Source organism: Streptomyces canus, from assembly GCF_030815415.1.
Taxonomy (GTDB): domain Bacteria; phylum Actinomycetota; class Actinomycetes; order Streptomycetales; family Streptomycetaceae; genus Streptomyces; species Streptomyces canus_F.
The window spans coordinates 9,353,628-9,369,626 of sequence record NZ_JAUSWW010000001.1 but is presented as its reverse complement, the minus strand read 5'-3'; the positions used below and the strand labels follow the sequence as shown (position 1 = coordinate 9,369,626).

The 15,999-nt window shown below is 71.2% G+C and carries 8 protein-coding genes; 7 read left to right on the top strand and 1 reads right to left on the bottom strand.

The annotated features are described in order from the left end of the window. Positions 1–38: 38 nt before the first annotated feature. Positions 39–1,685, bottom strand: coding sequence for a glycoside hydrolase family 27 protein (locus QF037_RS43470; RefSeq protein WP_307035104.1), 1,647 nt, complete (start codon positions 1,683–1,685; stop codon positions 39–41). A 424-nt stretch (positions 1,686–2,109) separates the two neighbouring features. On the opposite strand from QF037_RS43470, the gene QF037_RS43465 reads away from it, so the two are divergent. From QF037_RS43465 to QF037_RS43435, 7 genes are all read left to right on the top strand, one after another. Next, positions 2,110–3,714 carry a glycoside hydrolase family 43 protein gene (locus QF037_RS43465; RefSeq protein WP_307037674.1) on the top strand — a complete coding sequence of 535 codons (1,605 nt, stop codon included), beginning with the start codon at positions 2,110–2,112 and terminating at the stop codon, positions 3,712–3,714. A 53-nt stretch (positions 3,715–3,767) separates the two neighbouring features. Continuing rightward, a complete protein-coding gene (locus QF037_RS43460; protein ID WP_307035102.1) occupies positions 3,768–5,807 on the top strand; it encodes a non-reducing end alpha-L-arabinofuranosidase family hydrolase in 2,040 nt (679 codons plus the stop codon). 94 nt (positions 5,808–5,901) lie between these two features. Further along, positions 5,902–6,870 (top strand): tetratricopeptide repeat protein, encoded by a 969-nt coding sequence (locus QF037_RS43455; protein ID WP_307035100.1) that lies wholly within the window; start codon positions 5,902–5,904, stop codon positions 6,868–6,870. A 270-nt stretch (positions 6,871–7,140) separates the two neighbouring features. Further along, the gene (locus QF037_RS43450) at positions 7,141–8,223 is read left to right on the top strand and encodes a 3-deoxy-7-phosphoheptulonate synthase (RefSeq protein WP_307035098.1); all 1,083 of its coding nucleotides are present in this window, start codon (positions 7,141–7,143) and stop codon (positions 8,221–8,223) included. 171 nt (positions 8,224–8,394) lie between these two features. Next, positions 8,395–10,005, top strand: a complete 1,611-nt coding sequence (locus QF037_RS43445; RefSeq protein WP_307035096.1) for an acyl-CoA carboxylase subunit beta — start codon at positions 8,395–8,397, stop codon at positions 10,003–10,005. A gap of 38 nt (positions 10,006–10,043) precedes the next feature. Further along, entirely contained in the window at positions 10,044–11,792 is a 1,749-nt protein-coding gene (locus QF037_RS43440) for a fatty acyl-AMP ligase (RefSeq protein ID WP_307035094.1), read from the top strand. After that, complete coding sequence (locus QF037_RS43435; RefSeq protein WP_307035092.1) at positions 11,789–15,979, top strand: beta-ketoacyl synthase N-terminal-like domain-containing protein; 4,191 nt, start codon at positions 11,789–11,791, stop codon at positions 15,977–15,979. The genes QF037_RS43440 and QF037_RS43435 overlap by 4 nt, the downstream gene beginning before the upstream one ends. Positions 15,980–15,999 lie beyond the last annotated feature (20 nt).

Genomic DNA, 15,999 nt, shown 5'->3' with positions numbered 1-15,999 from the left:
CTCCCCCTCAGGAGCCCGCTGTCGGATCATCGCCGCGCTCACAACCGGCTCCACTTCTGGCCGGCCCTGCCGTCGCAGGTCCACAGGACCAGTGCGGTGCCGTTGGCGGTGCCGGCCCGGTCGGTGTCGAGGCAGAGTCCGGAGTGGACGTTGCGGACCGACCCGTCGGAGCCGATGGTCCACTTCTGGTTGTTCTGGCCGTTGCAGGTCCAGGTGATGACCCGGGTGCCGTTGGCGGTGCCCTGGTTGTAGGCGTCGAGGCACTTGTCGCCGAAGACGCGGATCTCGCCGCCCGCCCACGTGGTCCACAGCTGGTTGGCGGCCGTGTGACAGTCCCAGAGCAGTACGGTGGCCCCGGCGGCTGTGGAGGCGTTGTCCACGTCCACGCAGCGGCCGGAGCCGCTGCCGCGCAGCCGCGAGGTGGTGGCGGCCAGCGGACTGCCGCCGCTCACCCGGAACACGGCCACACCGTGCGCGGGGACGCTCGCCGAGATCTGTCCGGACGTGCTCGACGTGCCGCCCGACCACAGGTCGGTGAGGGTGAACGATCCGCCGGTCAGACCGACTTGAGCCGCTGTCGTGCTGACCGTCGCGGCGCCGCCGCCCCGGTTGAACAGGCCCACCGCCACCGATCCGTCGGACAGGGGCTTGGCGAACACCTCGGTGCTGCCGTCGTCGCGGACCCGGCGCCCGCCCGCGCCGAGCGCGTCCTGGTTGACCGCCAGCAGACGCGGGTTGCGCAGGATCGCGCTCACGTCGGCGGACATGGTGCGGATGTCGTTGCCGGCCATGAGCGGGGCGGAGAGGAGGGCCCACAGGGCGAAGTGGGATCGGGACTCGGTCAGGGACAGGCCGGGGCGGCCGACGACGAGCATGTCGGGGTCGTTCCAGTGGCCCGGGCCCGACTGTGCCGCCAGCGGCGCGGTGACGTCCAGGACGTTGCCGACACCCATCGGGTAGCTGTTGGTGTTGCCGTTCTGCCAGATGTCGAGCAGGTCCTCGGTCGTCCGCCACAGGTCGGCGACCTCGCCCCAGTTGTAGGTGGAGCCGGTGATGGCGTGCAGGCTGTTCGGGTTGATGCTGTAGACGATGGGCCGTCCGGTGGCACGCAGGGCGTCGCGCATGAGCGTGAACCGCGCGACCTGCTCGTCACGGGTGCCGCTGGAGGAGCACCAGTCGTACTTGAGGTAGTCGACGCCCCAGGAGGCGAACGTGGTGGCGTCCTGGACCTCGTGTCCCCTGCTGCCCGTGGACCCCGGGTAGCCGCCTGTGGCCTGCGCGCAGGTGCGTTCGCCCGGCACCTGGTAGATGCCGAACTTCAGCCCCTTGCCGTGGATGTAGTCCCCGAGGGCCTTCATCCCGCTCGGGAACTTGGCCGGGTCGGCCCGCAGGTTGCCCGCCGTGTCGCGCTGCGGGTCGAACCAGCAGTCGTCGACCACCACGTACCGGTAACCGGCGTCCCGCATGCCCGAGGACACCATCGCGTCGGCGGCCTCGCGGACCCGCGCCTCCGTGACCCCGCATCCGAAGCTGTTCCAGCTGTTCCAGCCCAGCGGCGGAGTGAGCGCCGGACTGCCCGGCGCGGCGGAGGCGGTGGAGTGGACCGAGGCCGTGAGGGACGCGGTGAGCGTCAGTGCGGTGGCCGCGAACAGGTGGAGAAGTCGTCTGCCCGATGGTCTGAACACTCTGGGCTCCTTTTCAGCGCAGCGAGGGCGCCGGACAAGGGATGACCGACGCGCGAAGGAGGCGGGTGTCATGTCTATGACACCCGCATCGACGTCCGAAATTTCGGCCTGCTTTCGGATCGCCAACCCCAGGGAGACTAGAGGGAGTTCCCGGCATGTCAACACCAATCGGCCGGTCAAACGATTCCCTCACGCGCCTCGGTTGCAGGCACCGAGACGCGCGGCCCGGTTCGTCGACGTTCGAGCACAACCGGGTTCGAAATCTTTCGACTTCATCATCGAATCATGCGAGGTGTATTGACGGGAGCTATAAGCCTCGCAATCATCCCGTTGCTCGATGAGTCGATTGGCGTTCGTCATACCGAACCTCGCGGGACCGATCCACCCCCACAGCGCTCCCTCACAGAGAGATCGACACATGGACATGTCATGCTCTGATCAACCTCTGGGACGTCGCCGAGTGCTGGCCACCGCCACCGGCCTGGTCACCGGTGCCCTCCTTCCGGCCATCCCCGCCCACGCTGCCGCCGCCACGTTCACGAACCCGGTGATCTGGCAGGACTTCGCGGACATCGACATCATCCGCGTCGGCGCCACCTACTACGCCTCGGCCTCGACAATGCACTACTCGCCCGGGGCGCCCGTCCTGCGCTCGTACGACCTGGTGAACTGGGAGATCGCCGGTCACTCGGTGCCCGTGCTCGACTTCGGCACCAAGTACGACCTGAACGGTGCCCGTGGCTATGTCCGGGGCATCTGGGCGTCGTCGCTGGCCTACCGGCCGAGCAGCAGGACCTTCTACTGGCTCGGCCAGATCGACTTCGCCAGGACGTACATCTACACGGCCACCGCCGCCGAGGGGCCGTGGAACAGGCTGACGACCATCAGCACGCCGTACTACGACGCGGGATTGCTCGTCGACACCGACGACACCCTGTACGTGGCGTACGGGAACACCACGATCAGCGTGGCCCAGCTGTCGCCCGACGGCCGCAACCAGGTACGCACGCAACAGGTGTTCACCACGCCGTCGAGTGTCGGCACCCTCGAGGGTGCCCGCTTCTACAAGATCAACGGGCAGTACTACATCTTCCTGACCCGCCCCGCGAACGGGCAGTACATCCTCAAGTCGTCGGGCGGCCCCTTCGGTCCCTACACGATGCGGCAGGTCCTCCTCGACCTGCGCGGGCCGATCGCCGGCGGTGGCGTCCCGCACCAGGGCGGGTTGGTGCAGACACAGAGCGGTGCCTGGTACTACATGGCGTTCGTGGACGCCTACCCCGGCGGCCGGGTGCCCGCCCTGGCGCCGGTCACCTGGACCGCGGACGGCTGGCCCGTCGTGCAACTCGTGAACGGCGCGTGGGGCACCTCGTATCCCAGCCCGTCCGTGCCCACTCCACCGCGCCAGGTCACCCCGATGACCGGCGTCGACACGTTCGACGGCACGAGCCTCAAGCCGAGGTGGGAGTGGAACCACAACCCGGACAACACCAAGTGGTCGGTGAACAACGGACTCACGCTGCGGACCGCCACCGTCACCAACGACCTGTACTGGGCCCGCAACACGCTCACCCATCGCATCCAGGGCCCCACCTCGACCGCCACGGTCCAGCTCGACTTCTCGGCGATGCGCGACGGCGACCGGGCCGGACTGGCGCTGCTGCGTGACTCCTCCGCCTGGATCGGCGTCAAGCGCGACGGCGGCGCGACACGGGTGGTGATGGTCAACGGGCTGACCATGGACGGCAACTGGAACACCACCGGCACCGGCACGGAAGCAGCGAGCGCGGCCGTGTCCGGCAGCCGCATCTGGCTGCGCGCGAGCGCGGACATCCGCCCCGGCGCGGCACGCCCCGGAACCTTCTCCTACAGCACCGACGGCACCAACTTCATCCGCCTGGGCCCGACCTTCTCCATGGGCAACGACTGGCGGTTCTTCATGGGCTACCGATTCGCCCTCTTCCACCACGCCACCCAGGCACTCGGCGGCGCGGTCCGCATCCCGCGGTTCGAGCTGGCCACGCCCTGAACGAACGGAGGACCGCACAGCCCACCCCCCACCCCCACCGCACGAGGAGAACCGTGAACCCGCTGAAACGGCTCGGCCGTCGCCGAGCCTCCGTCTTATCCCTGCTGGCCATCGCCGCCCTGGTGACGCCAGAGGCGGCAACCGCCGCGCCCGATGCCGTCCAGGCCTCCACACTCGGCGCCCAAGCCGCCCAGTCCGGACGGTACTTCGGCACCGCGGTGGCCGCCGGAAAGCTCGGCGACGGCACGTACACCGGGATCCTGGACCGCGAGTTCAACCAGGTCACACCCGAGAACGAGATGAAGTGGGACACCACCGAGCGATCCCGCGGCTCGTTCAACTTCGGCCCCGCCGACCAGATCGTCAACCGCGCGACGGCCCGCGGGCAGCGCGTGCGCGGCCACACCCTGGTGTGGCACTCCCAACTGCCCGGCTGGGTCAGCTCCATCACCGATGCGAACACCCTGCGCAGTGTGATGAACAACCACATCACCACCGTGGCGAACCACTACAAGGGCCGGATCCACTCGTGGGACGTCGTCAACGAGGCCTTCGCCGACGGCGGCAGCGGCCAGCACCGCCCCTCGGTGTTCCAGAACCTGCTCGGCGACGGCTTCATCGAACAGGCCTTCCGCACCGCACGGTCGGCCGACCCGGCGGCCAAGCTCTGCTACAACGACTACAACATCGAGAACTGGAGTGCCGCGAAGACCCAGGGCGTCTACCGCATGGTGCGCGACTTCAAGTCGCGCGGGGTGCCCATCGACTGCGTCGGCTTCCAGGCGCACTTCGGCACCGGCGGCCCGCCCTCCAGCTTCCAGAGCACGCTGTCGAACTTCGCCGCCCTCGGCGTGGACGTACAGATCACCGAACTGGACATCGCCCAGGCACCGGCCTCCGCGTACGCGAACTCGGTGCGGGCCTGCATGAACGTGTCGCGCTGCACCGGCATCACCGTCTGGGGCATCCGGGACAGCGACTCCTGGCGCAGTGGCGAGAACCCGCTGCTGTTCGACCGGAACGGCAACAAGAAGGCGGCGTACCAGGCGGCGCTCACCGCGATGGGCGGCACGGCCGCCGCACAGAACACGGCCGCCGCAAAGAGCACGACCGCCCTGTCGGCCAAGTCCACCGCCGCCCTCCCCTCCCGCTTCTCGTGGAGTTCCAGCGGGGCCCTGATCGGGCCGAAGCCGGACTCGACCCACAACATCGCGGCGGTCAAGGACCCGTCGGTCGTCTACTACAACGGCAAGTACCACGTGTTCGCGAGCACCGCGAGCTCCGCTGGGTACAACCTCGTGTATTTGAGCTTCACCGACTGGTCGCAGGCGGGCTCCGCCACGCACCACTACCTGGACCGCACCGCCATCGGTACCGGGTACCGGGCCGCGCCCCAGGTCTTCTACAACACCTCGCAGCGCCTGTGGTACCTCGTCTACCAGACCGGCAACGCGTCGTACTCGACCAATCCCGACATCAGCAACCCCAACGGGTGGAGCGCACCGCGCAACTTCTACGCGTCGATGCCGGACATCATCAGGCAGAACATCGGCAACGGCCACTGGGTCGACATGTGGGTGATCTGCGACAGCGCCAACTGCTATCTGTTCTCCTCCGACGACAACGGGCACCTCTACCGCTCCCAGACGACCGTCGGCCAGTTCCCGAACGGGTTCACCAATACCGTCATCGTGGCCCAGGACTCCAACAAGTACGCCCTGTGGGAAGCGAGCAACGTCTACAAGGTGCAGGGCTCCAACCAGTACCTGCTCCTGGTCGAGGCCATCGGCTCGGACGGCCGGCGCTACTTCCGCTCCTGGACGACGAGCAGCCTCGCCGGTTCGTGGACACCGCTGGCCGCCTCCGAGAGCAACCCGTTCGCCAAGGCGAGCAATGTGGCCTTCCCCTCCGGCTCCTGGACCAGGGACATCAGCCACGGCGAGATGATCCGTGCCGGCTACGACCAGACACTGACCATCCCCTCGTGCAGGCTCCAGTACCTGTACCAAGGCATGAACCCCAGCGCGGGCGGCGACTACAACAGCCTGCCGTGGCGACTGGGCCTGCTCACCCAGACCAGCTCGACCTGCTGACCGGCTGACGACGTGGGCCCCGCCGCTCGTGCGAGGTCCACGTCCTGCCCGGTCAGCGGGCCATGGATATTCTCTGGCGGTGTCGAATCGTTCAGTGACAGCGGGAGTCGCGCTCGCCGGCGTGATGGCGCACTGCGGCGGAAGCCCGGTGCGCGCCGTGGAGTATCTGGTGGGTGCGATAGCCTCCGCGCCGGCGGCCCCGGAGCCCTATGCGGCGCTCGCCGAGTTGTGGCGTGAGCGGCGCTCCGAGCTGAAGGAGGGTCTCGAAGGGGACGGCTCCTTGAGTACTGTGCCGGCGCAGGCCTACTTCCTGTTCCTCGACGGGGACATGGACGACGCGGTGATGACCCTCGGCTCGGTCACGGGGGTGCGGCCGGACGTGGCCTGGGGCGCTGCCCCGTGGTTCGGCGATGCCGGCCTTCTCGGCGCGGTGAGTGCTCAGGCGCTGGCCGAGGCGTGTCTGCGGACCTTGGACTACGGCCGTGTCCTGGACTCCGACGAGATGCGTGAGCGGTTCGCGCCCTGGTTCCATGCCCTCGACGTCGTGTCCGAGCGCAGTCCCGTGCCGGAGTCGCTGGCCTCCATGGCCCGGCTGCCTCGGGCCTGCGGTCGCCATGACCTGGCGTTCGCGCTGTGCGATCGTGCCGACGCCGTCGACCGGGTCATGTGGACCGAGGTCACCCGAGCGGGCACCTGGCGGGCGATGGGTGACCTGGACCAGGCTGCGACCGCCTTCATCCGTGCCCTGGCCCTGGAGCCCGACAACTGGTCGCTCCACCTGGACCTCGCGGACCTGCGTGCCGAACAGGGCGACTTCGCCGCGGCCGTGAGCCACGCCGAACAGGGCCTGGCACACGCTTCGGACGAAGTCTCCCTACGCGCGGCACGCGCCGCCTACCGCGCCCGTCTGACCGGCTCGTCCGACAACCTGCGGGACCTGATCGCCCTCGCGCCGGAACTCACGAACACCTCGTACCGCGACCTCCTGATCGACTACGCGTGCGCGGGGCCGGGACTGCCCGGCACACTCGTGGCCGAGGCCCGCCGCACCCGCGAGTCCTGAACACGGCACCGCCACGGAGGAAAAGCAGTACACGCCGCTCACGAAGGGGCGCTACTGTGCGCGTGTGTCTACGGTGAATCGTTGGTATTGGCGCTTTCCGCCGGCTCCGGGTGGAGCCGGGGGTCAGGTGCGCTGACCAACCCTTCACCCGGAGCCAGCAGGGCAGAGACGGTCCGTCTCTGCCCTTCGTCGTTTACGGCGGGCCGGCCCGGGTGTGGAAGACACGTACCGAACCGGACCCGCCTTACGAAAAGGACGGGAACCTCCCCCATGACCACACCGACCGGCGCCTCACCCCGGACCAACGACCTTCGCGTCACCGGCTTCCAGCCCCTCATCTCCCCAGCCGCCCTCCGCGACGAGCTTCCGCTGGGTTCGACCCGCGCGGCCTCGGTGGCGGACAGTCGCCGCGCCGTCAACGCGGTGCTGACCGGTGAGGACGATCGGCTCCTCCTGGTCGTCGGCCCGTGCTCGGTGCACGACGCGGCAGCCGCCAGGGACTACGCGCACCGTCTGGCGGCAGCGGTCGCCCCGCTCAGTGACGAGCTCTGCGTGGTGATGCGCGTGTACTTCGAGAAGCCTCGGACGACCGTCGGTTGGAAAGGCCTGATCAACGACCCGCACCTGGACGGCACCCATGACGTGCAGTTGGGGTTGCGCATGGCCCGTCAGGTCCTGCTCGACGTGCTCGACGCGGGCCTGCCGGTGGGGTGTGAGTTCCTGGAGCCGACCAGCCCGCAGTACATCTCCGACGCGGTGACGTGGGGTGCCATCGGCGCGCGCACACCGGAGAGCCAGGTGCACCGTCAGCTCGCCTCGGGTCTGTCGATGCCCGTCGGGTTCAAGAACGCGACGGACGGGGACGTGACGGCGGCGATCGACGGCTGCCGGGCCTCGGCCGGCGACCACGTGTTCTTCGGCATCGACGACGAAGGGCACGCCTCCACCGTCTCGACCAGCGGAAATCCCGACTGTCACGTCATCCTGCGGGGCGGACGCGGCGGCCCGAATCACGGCCCCGAGGACGTCCGCGACGCCATCGCCCTCCTCGCGAAGTCGGGACGGGAACCCCGCCTGGTGATCGACGCCAGCCACGCCAACAGCGGTAAGGACCACGTCCGTCAGGCCGCCGTCGTCCGTGAGATCGCCGCACGTGTCGCCGCGGGGGAACCAGGGATCGCCGGTCTGATGGTGGAGAGCTTCCTCACCGAGGGGCGGCAGGAACCGGGCCCGCTGGAGACACTCGTCTACGGACAGAGCGTCACCGACGCCTGTGTCGGCTGGGGCGAGACCGAGCGCCTCCTCGACGAGCTGGCGGCCGCCGTACGCCGCCGACGCGCAGGCCGCAACTGACCCGCACGCCGTCGCCTCGATGTTCCGCGGGACGCCCCCGTCCCGCCCCGGCCCTTGTCACCCACGGACTAACCACGGCCCCCGGGGACTCATCTCCCCCAAACAGAAGGCCGATCGAGCCGGTCCGCCCCTGCGGCGCTGCCATATTCGGTAGCCACTTCGGAGGTGGCCATGACACTTGAGGTGGAGACATCCAGGGCGAGGCCGGTGGCGGAGAGGGAGGCCGGCCGGGTACCCGACCCGATCGCCGAACGATCCGTGGACCGAACCCTCGATCGCATCAGCGCACTGGAGAGCCGCCGGACGCGGGCGGTCACCGCGCACGGGCCCAGGAGACGGGGGGAGTACGGCGCCCGGGAGCGGATCGATCTGCTGCTGGACGCGGGTTCGTTCACCGAGACGGGTCTGTTCGTACGCGCCCGGCCCACCGGTGACGGCGCCGGGCGCCCGTACGGCGACGGGGTGGTCACCGGGTACGGCACGATCGACAACCGGGCCGTCTGTGTCTTCGCCCAGGACTCCACGGTCTTCGGCGGCAGCATGGGCGAGGCCTTCGGGCACAAGACGCTCGCGCTGATGGACCTCGCCCTGAAGACCGGCTGCCCCGTCATCGGCCTCAACGACGGCGGTGGCGCCCGTATCCAGGAGGGCGTCACCTCGCTCGCCCTCTACGCCGAGCTGGTGCGCCGCAACGTGCAGGCGTCCGGGGTGATCCCGCAGATCTCGGTCGTCCTGGGCCCGTGCGCCGGCGGGGCCGCGTACTCACCGGCCATCACCGACTTCACCGTGATGGTGGACGGTGCCTCGCACATGTTCGTCACCGGTCCCGACGTCATCGAGACGGTCACCGGCGAGCGCACCAGCGCCGAGGAACTGGGCGGCGCCCGCACCAGCAACACCGTCAACGGCAACGCCCACTTCCTGGCCGCCGACGAGGTGAACGCCCTCGACACCGTCCGCGACCTGCTGTCGTACCTGCCCGCCAACAACCTGGAGCGGCCCCCGCAGTACGCGCCGGGGGCCGCGCCCGCCGGGCGATGTCTCGACACGGTGGTTCCGGACCGGCTCGGTCAGGCCTACGACATGCGCGACATCCTGCGCGCGGTCGTCGACGACGGCGAACTCCTGGAAGTGCAGGAGCTGTTCGCGCCGAACATCATCTGCGCACTGGCCCTCGTCGAGGGCGGTGCCGTCGGAGTCGTCGCCAACCAGCCGCTGCACGCCGCCGGGGTCCTCGACATCGACGCGTCCGAGAAGGCCGCACGATTCGTACGGTTCTGCGATGCGTTCGGCATCCCCCTGCTGACCTTCGCCGATGTGCCGGGCTATCTCTCCGGAGTCCGCCAGGAGCAGGCCGGCATCATCCGGCGCGGCGCCAAACTCCTGTACGCGTACGCCGAGGCGACCGTCCCCAAGGTCACCGTGGTGGTGCGCAAGGCGTACGGCGGCGGGTACGCGGTGATGGGCTCAAAGCACCTGGGCGCCGACATCAACCTCGCCTGGCCGACCGCCCGCATCGCCGTCATGGGTGCCGAGGGTGCGGTGGGCGTCCTGCATCGCCGTGAACTGGCCGCCGCGGCCGACCCCGAGGCATTGCGCGCCCGTCTCCTCACCGCGTACGAGAGCACGTACGGGACCCCGTACCTCGCCGCCGAGCGCGGTTACATCGACGCCGTCATCGCCCCCCGCGACACCCGCGCCCACATCTGCCGTGCCCTGCGCGCCCTGCGCGGCAAGCGGGCACCGATGCCGGAGCGCCGCCACGGCAACATCCCGCTCTGACCGCTAGCCGTCCCCGCGACGTGAGGAGCCCATGCCCGATGGACAGCCGCCGCCCCCCGCTCGCGCCCGTGTTCCGGAGTCTGCCGGAGTACGTGCGGCACTGGGCCGAGACCACCCCCGACCGCCGGGCGTTCACCTTCGTCGACCATCCGGCGCCGCATTCGCGCGGCGTCCATCGCACGCTGACCTGGCGCCGACTGGACCTGCGGATGCGGGCCATGGCCGCCCGGCTCGCCGCCGAGGCGGAGCCCGGGGAGCGTGTCGCGGTGCTGTGTCCGCAGGGGACGGACTACATCACCGCCTTTCTCGGGGCGCTGGCCGCCGGCCTGGTCGCCGTACCGCTGTATCCACCCGGGCTGCCCGGGCAGGGCGACCGGCTGTCGGCGGTGCTGGCGGACGCGCGCCCGGCGGTCGTCGTGACGACAGGTCAGGCTCTCGCGGAGGTACGCGAGTTGTGCGAGGGCCGGGACGTGAAGGTCGTCGCCGGGGACCAAGTGTCCGACGCCACCGCCGGTGACTGGCAGCCCCGCACCCTCGACGCCGAGGCGGTCGGGTACCTCCAGTACACCTCCGGCTCGACCCGCACCCCGGCGGGTGTGGAGATCACCCATGCCAATGTCGTCGCCAACGCCCGCCAGGCGCTGACCGCCTACGGTGCCGACGTGCATCCGGTGACCTGTGTGGGCTGGCTGCCGCTGTACCACGACATGGGACTCGTGCTCAGTGTCGCGGCGCCGGTGGTGCGGGGGCTGTTGTCCGTGCTCATGGATCCGGTGGCCTTCCTGCACGAACCGGTGCGCTGGCTGCGGCTGCTGGCCGCGCACCCGCGCGCGCTGAGCGCGGCGCCCAACTTCGCCTACGACTACTGCGCGTCGACGGTCACCGAGGCGCAGAAAGCCGACCTGCGGCTGGACGGCGTCTTCGCCCTGATCAACGGAAGCGAGCCGGTCCGCGCCGGCACGGCCGACCGTTTCCACGCCGCGTTCGGCGCCCAGGGACTCCCCCCGGAGACGCACTGTCCGTCGTACGGGCTGGCCGAGGCGACCGTGTTCGTCAGTGCCGCCCGCCCTTGGCAGCCGTTGCGCAGATTCGCGCTCGACCGTGACGCCCTGGCCACCGGGAAGGCCCTGCCCGCGCGGCCCGACGACCCGAGGGCCGTGCTGCTGGCCGGCTGCGGGGCTCCGGCGGGCCAGCGTGTGCGGATCGCCGACCCGGTGTCGCGGGAGGCACTGGCCGAGGGCGAGGTCGGCGAGATCTGGGTGCAGGGCCCCAACGTGGGGCGGGGATACCGGAACCAGGAGCCCCAGACCCTGCGCGTCTTCGGGGCCGAACTCGCCGATGTCGCGGCCGGGCCGGGCAAGTGGCTGCGCACCGGCGATCTGGGGACGGTCCTGGACGGGCAGTTGATCGTCACCGGGCGGCTGAAGGACCTCATCGTCGTCGACGGACGCAACCACTACCCGCAGGACGTCGAGGCCACGGCCCAGGACGCCCATCCGACCGTACGACGCGACCGGCTCGCCGCGTTCGGCGTACCGGGCAGCTCCGGGGAACGGGTGATCGTCGTCGCGGAGCACGCACGGGCCGTGCCGCTCGCCGACATCGACGTACCGGCCCTCGTGCGGACCGTACGCGCGGCCGTCTCCGCCCGGCACGGGCTGCGGCTCTCCGACGTGGTTCTCGTCCCGCCGGGCACGGTGCCCCGTACCTCCAGCGGGAAGGTGTCCCGGGCGCTGACCCGCGAGCGCTATCTGGCGGGTGCCTACGCGGCGGAGGTCGCGGGATGAGGGGCGCGAGCGGGCGAGAAGGCAACCTGCACCGCCTGGTCGCCGAAGGGGAGGGCGAAGAAGCCGCGTTGCGTCGGCTGATCGCCGAGAAGGTGGCCGCCTGGAGCGGGATCGCGGTCGGGGACGTGCCGATGGACCAGCCGCTCGCGGATCTCGGGATGTCCTCGCGGGACGCGGTCGCGCTGGCCGGGGAGTTGTCCCGGGCCACGGGCCTCGACCTGCCGGCGACGCTGCTGTGGGAGGCGGCCACGGGGGACGCGCTGGTGGAGCGGGTGTGCGGTGCCGCGGCGGACATCGCTCCGGCGGAGAGCGCGGCTCATCGGCCCACGGCTCCCGCACCCGAGCCCGGCGAGCCGATCGCGGTCGTCGGGATCGGCTGCCGACTGCCCGGGGGTGTGCACGGCCCGGACGCGTACTGGCGGTTGCTGCGTGAGGGTGTCGACGCGATCCGGCGGGTCCCGGAGGACCGGTGGCGGGACTTCACGCCGTACCCGCCCGCCGACGCGCTCCCGTACGGCGGCTACCTGGACGACGTCGCCGGGTTCGACGCGGACTTCTTCCGCATCACGCCGCGCGAGGCCGCGGTGATGGACCCGCAGCAGCGGATCCTGCTGGAGGTCGTCCAGGAGACCCTCGACCACGCCGCCGTCCCGGCCGCGTCCCTCGCCGGCACCGCTACCGGTGTCTTCGTCGGGGTCTCGGCCCCCGAGTACGGCCAGCTCACCGGTGCCGACCCCGAGGCCGTCGATCCGTGGGCCCCCGCGGGCGGGGCGCTGAGCGTGGCGGCGGGCCGGCTGTCGTACGCCCTGGACACGCGCGGGCCGAGCATGGCCGTCGACACCGCGTGCTCGTCGTCGCTGGTCGCCGTGCACCACGCGTGCGTCAGCCTGCGCACGGGCGAGAGCGACCTGGCGATCGCCGCGGGGGTCAATCTGCTGCTCTCGCCCACGGTCACCGTCGCGTTCCGGCGGGCGGGCGCGCTCGCGCCGGACGGGCGCTGCAAGCCGTTCTCGGCGGCGGCGGACGGCATCGGCCGCGGTGAGGGCTGCGCGGCGGTGCTGCTGAAGCGGCTGTCCGACGCCGAGCGGGACGGCGACCGCGTCCTCGCCGTCATCCGCGCCACCGCCGTCAACTCCGACGGACGCTCCAACGGCCTCCTCGCCCCCAACCCGGCTGCCCAGCAAGCCCTCTTGACGACCGCATACGTGCGAGCCGGGCTCGCCCCCGCACGCATCGACCACGTCGAGGCGCACGGCACCGGCACCCCGCTCGGCGACCCCATCGAGGCGGGCGCGCTCGGCGCCGTGCTCGGCACGGGCCGCGACCCCGACCAGCCGCTGCTCCTGGGCTCGGTCAAGGGCAACCTCGGCCACCTGGAGTCCGCCGCGGGCATCGCCGGCCTGGTGAAGACGGTGCTCGCCCTCCACCACGACCTGATCCCGCCCTCGCTGCACTGTGCCGAAGGCAGCGCCCTGGACGACGACGTACGACTGCGGGTCGTGACGGAGGCCGAGCCCTGGCCCCGGTACGGCGGTACTGCCACGGCCGGGGTCTCCGGATTCGGGTTCGGCGGCACCAACGCCCACGCCGTACTGGAGGAATGGCGGCCCGGCGCCCTCCTCCCGCCCCCTGCCGACGAACCCCCCGCCCGCCTCCACCTCCTGTCCGACGCCGACGCCGTGCGCGTCCGTGACACCGCCGGCCGGCTGGCGGCCTGGCTCGGCACGCCCGCGGCAGGTGCCACGCACCTCGCCGATGTGGCCCGTACGCTCGCCGGGCGGACGGGGCGGGGGCCTGCGCGAGCCGCGATCGTCGCCGGTGACCGAGCCGAACTGGCGGACGGGCTCGGTGCGTTGGCGGCAGGGCGACCGCACGCGCGGGTCATGACGGGCGACCTGGATCTCGTCGGGCGCGGCCCGGTGTGGGTCTTCTCCGGGTACGGGAGCCAGTGGGCCGGCATGGGACGGCGGCTGTTGGACGAGGAACCCGACTTCGCCGCTGCCGTGGAGAAGGTGGACGCGCAACTGGCCCCCGAGTGCGGGTTCTCCCTCTGCGACCACCTGGCTTCCGGCGGCGGCCTCGACCGGCTGGAGGTCGCTCAACCCGTGCTCTTCGGCTTCCAGTTGGCTCTCGCCGAGCTGTGGCGGGCGCACGGCGTCGAGCCGGTCGCCGTGATCGGGCACTCCCTGGGCGAGGTGGCCGCCGCGGTGTGCGCGGGCGCGCTGGAGGTGTCGGACGCGGCGCGCGTCGTCGCCGTACGGGCCCGGCTGCTCAGCGGATTGCGCGGTGGGTCGATGGCGGTGGTGGACCTCGACGACGGTGAACTCGACTCTCTGGAACGGGACTTTCCCGGTGTCCATGTCGCCGTGCATTCCTCGCCCCGCCAGAAGGTGGTCACCGGGGAGGAGGCCGCGGTGGCCCGGCTCGTGCGTCGACTCGAGCAAAAAGGACGGGCCGCGCGTGCGATGCGAGTGGTCGGGGCGGGGCACTCCCCTCAAGTGGAGCCGCTGCTGGCGGAGTTGGCCGACGCGCTCGCGGACATCCGAGGTGGCCGTCCCCGTATCCCCGTCTACTCCACCGTGCTGGACGACCCGCGGGGCGACTGCGTCTTCGACGCGGCGCATTGGGTCGCGAACCTGCGACGGCCCGTACGCCTCGACCGGGCCGTCGCCGCGGCAGCCGCCGACGGCCACACCGCCTTCGTCGAGCTGTCCCCCCACCCCGTCCTCACCCGGGCCATCACCGACACCGCGCCCGGTGCCCTCGCCCTCGGCACCCTCCACCGCGGCGCAGACACCTCCGCCGACTTCCTCACCCAACTCGGCACCCTCCACACCGCCGGGTCGCGCCTGCCGCTGCCGCCCGGCCGGATCACCGACCTGCCCCTGCCTCGCTGGCGGCACGTGCGGCACTGGTGGACGGACGGGCGCACGGAGGGGTCGGCAACGGGTCTGCCGAGGGCGTGGTCGGCACGGGGCCCGCTCTCCATGGCGGGCCGCGCGGTGCCTGCGGCGGGCGGGCACCTGCCGGAAAGCGGACGCGTGGCGGAGGGCGCCTCGGTCTCGGACCGTCTCTGCCATCACATCGCCGCCGTCACCGGACACCCGCCGACTCGCATCACCCCCACCACGGCATTCGCCGAACTGGGCCTGGACTCCCTGATGGCCGTCCGCATCCGCACCGCCGTGGAACGCGAATTCGCCATCGAACTGCCCCTGCGCGACCTGCTGGGCGCCACCACCATCGAGGACACGGCGACCCGCATCCGGCAGGCACTGCCGGGGAACGCGTCGGCGGCCGAGGTCATCCAGGCGCCGCCGGCGAAGCCGACCAGCGAACAACCCCCGATCCCGCCACTGCTCACGTCCGACCCTCCTCCCCCGCTCCACGCCCTCCACCTCGCGGGCTCCCACCCCCCGCTCTTCCTCGTCCACGCCGCCGGTGGCACGACCGACGTCTACCGCAACCTCGTCGAACGCCTCGGCGGACAGCGGCCGGTGTACGGCCTTGAGCGGCTCGCAGAGGCCCGTACGGTCGGCGAGAAGGCGCGTCACTACGCCGAGGCGGTGACCGCCGCGCACCCCGACGGGCCCTGCCTGCTGGGCGGTTGGTCGTTCGGCGGATTCGTCGCACAGGAGACGGCGCGCCAGCTCACGGCAGCCGGGCGGGACGTGCGGCTGGTGGTGCTCATCGACTCCGTACGACCGCTGCCTCGAACGGAAGGCACGGAGGCCGACCGCATCCGCTCCCACTTCACCGGCTTCGCCCGCCATGTCGCCGAGACGTACGGCGTCCAACTGCGGCTGCCGTACGACGAGTTGGTCGCGACACAGGACGACGGCGAGCGCATCGACACCGTACTGCGGGCCCTGAGCGAGGCGGCCGACCTGCCGCGCGCCGCCCTCGAGCACCAGCGGTCCTCCTATCTGGACCTGCGGATCGGCGAGGCCCATCGGCCGGGCCGTCACGACGGGCCCGTGGTCCTCTACCGGGCCACCGACCCGGCCCCGCACACCGTGCGCGACCCGGCGTACGAACGCGACGACGCATCGCTCGGCTGGGACGAGGTGTGCCCGGATCTGTCCGTCGTCCGGGTCACGGGCCACCATCTGTCGCTCCTCGACCCGCCGCACGTCGATGAGATCGCCGCCCATCTGCGGCGGGAGCTCGCGAAGGACCGCCGCTGAATCCGACCGAGGAGAGCCGC

Bases quoted from the DNA above. Each gene is read 5' to 3' on its own strand.
- QF037_RS43465 (WP_307037674.1), top strand. From the start codon at position 2,110: ATGTCATGCTCTGATCAACCTCTGGGACGTCGCCGAGTGCTGGCCACC.
- QF037_RS43435 (WP_307035092.1), top strand. From the start codon at position 11,789: ATGAGGGGCGCGAGCGGGCGAGAAGGCAACCTGCACCGCCTGGTCGCC.
- QF037_RS43440 (WP_307035094.1), top strand. From the start codon at position 10,044: ATGGACAGCCGCCGCCCCCCGCTCGCGCCCGTGTTCCGGAGTCTGCCG.
- QF037_RS43445 (WP_307035096.1), top strand. From the start codon at position 8,395: ATGACACTTGAGGTGGAGACATCCAGGGCGAGGCCGGTGGCGGAGAGG.
- QF037_RS43450 (WP_307035098.1), top strand. From the start codon at position 7,141: ATGACCACACCGACCGGCGCCTCACCCCGGACCAACGACCTTCGCGTC.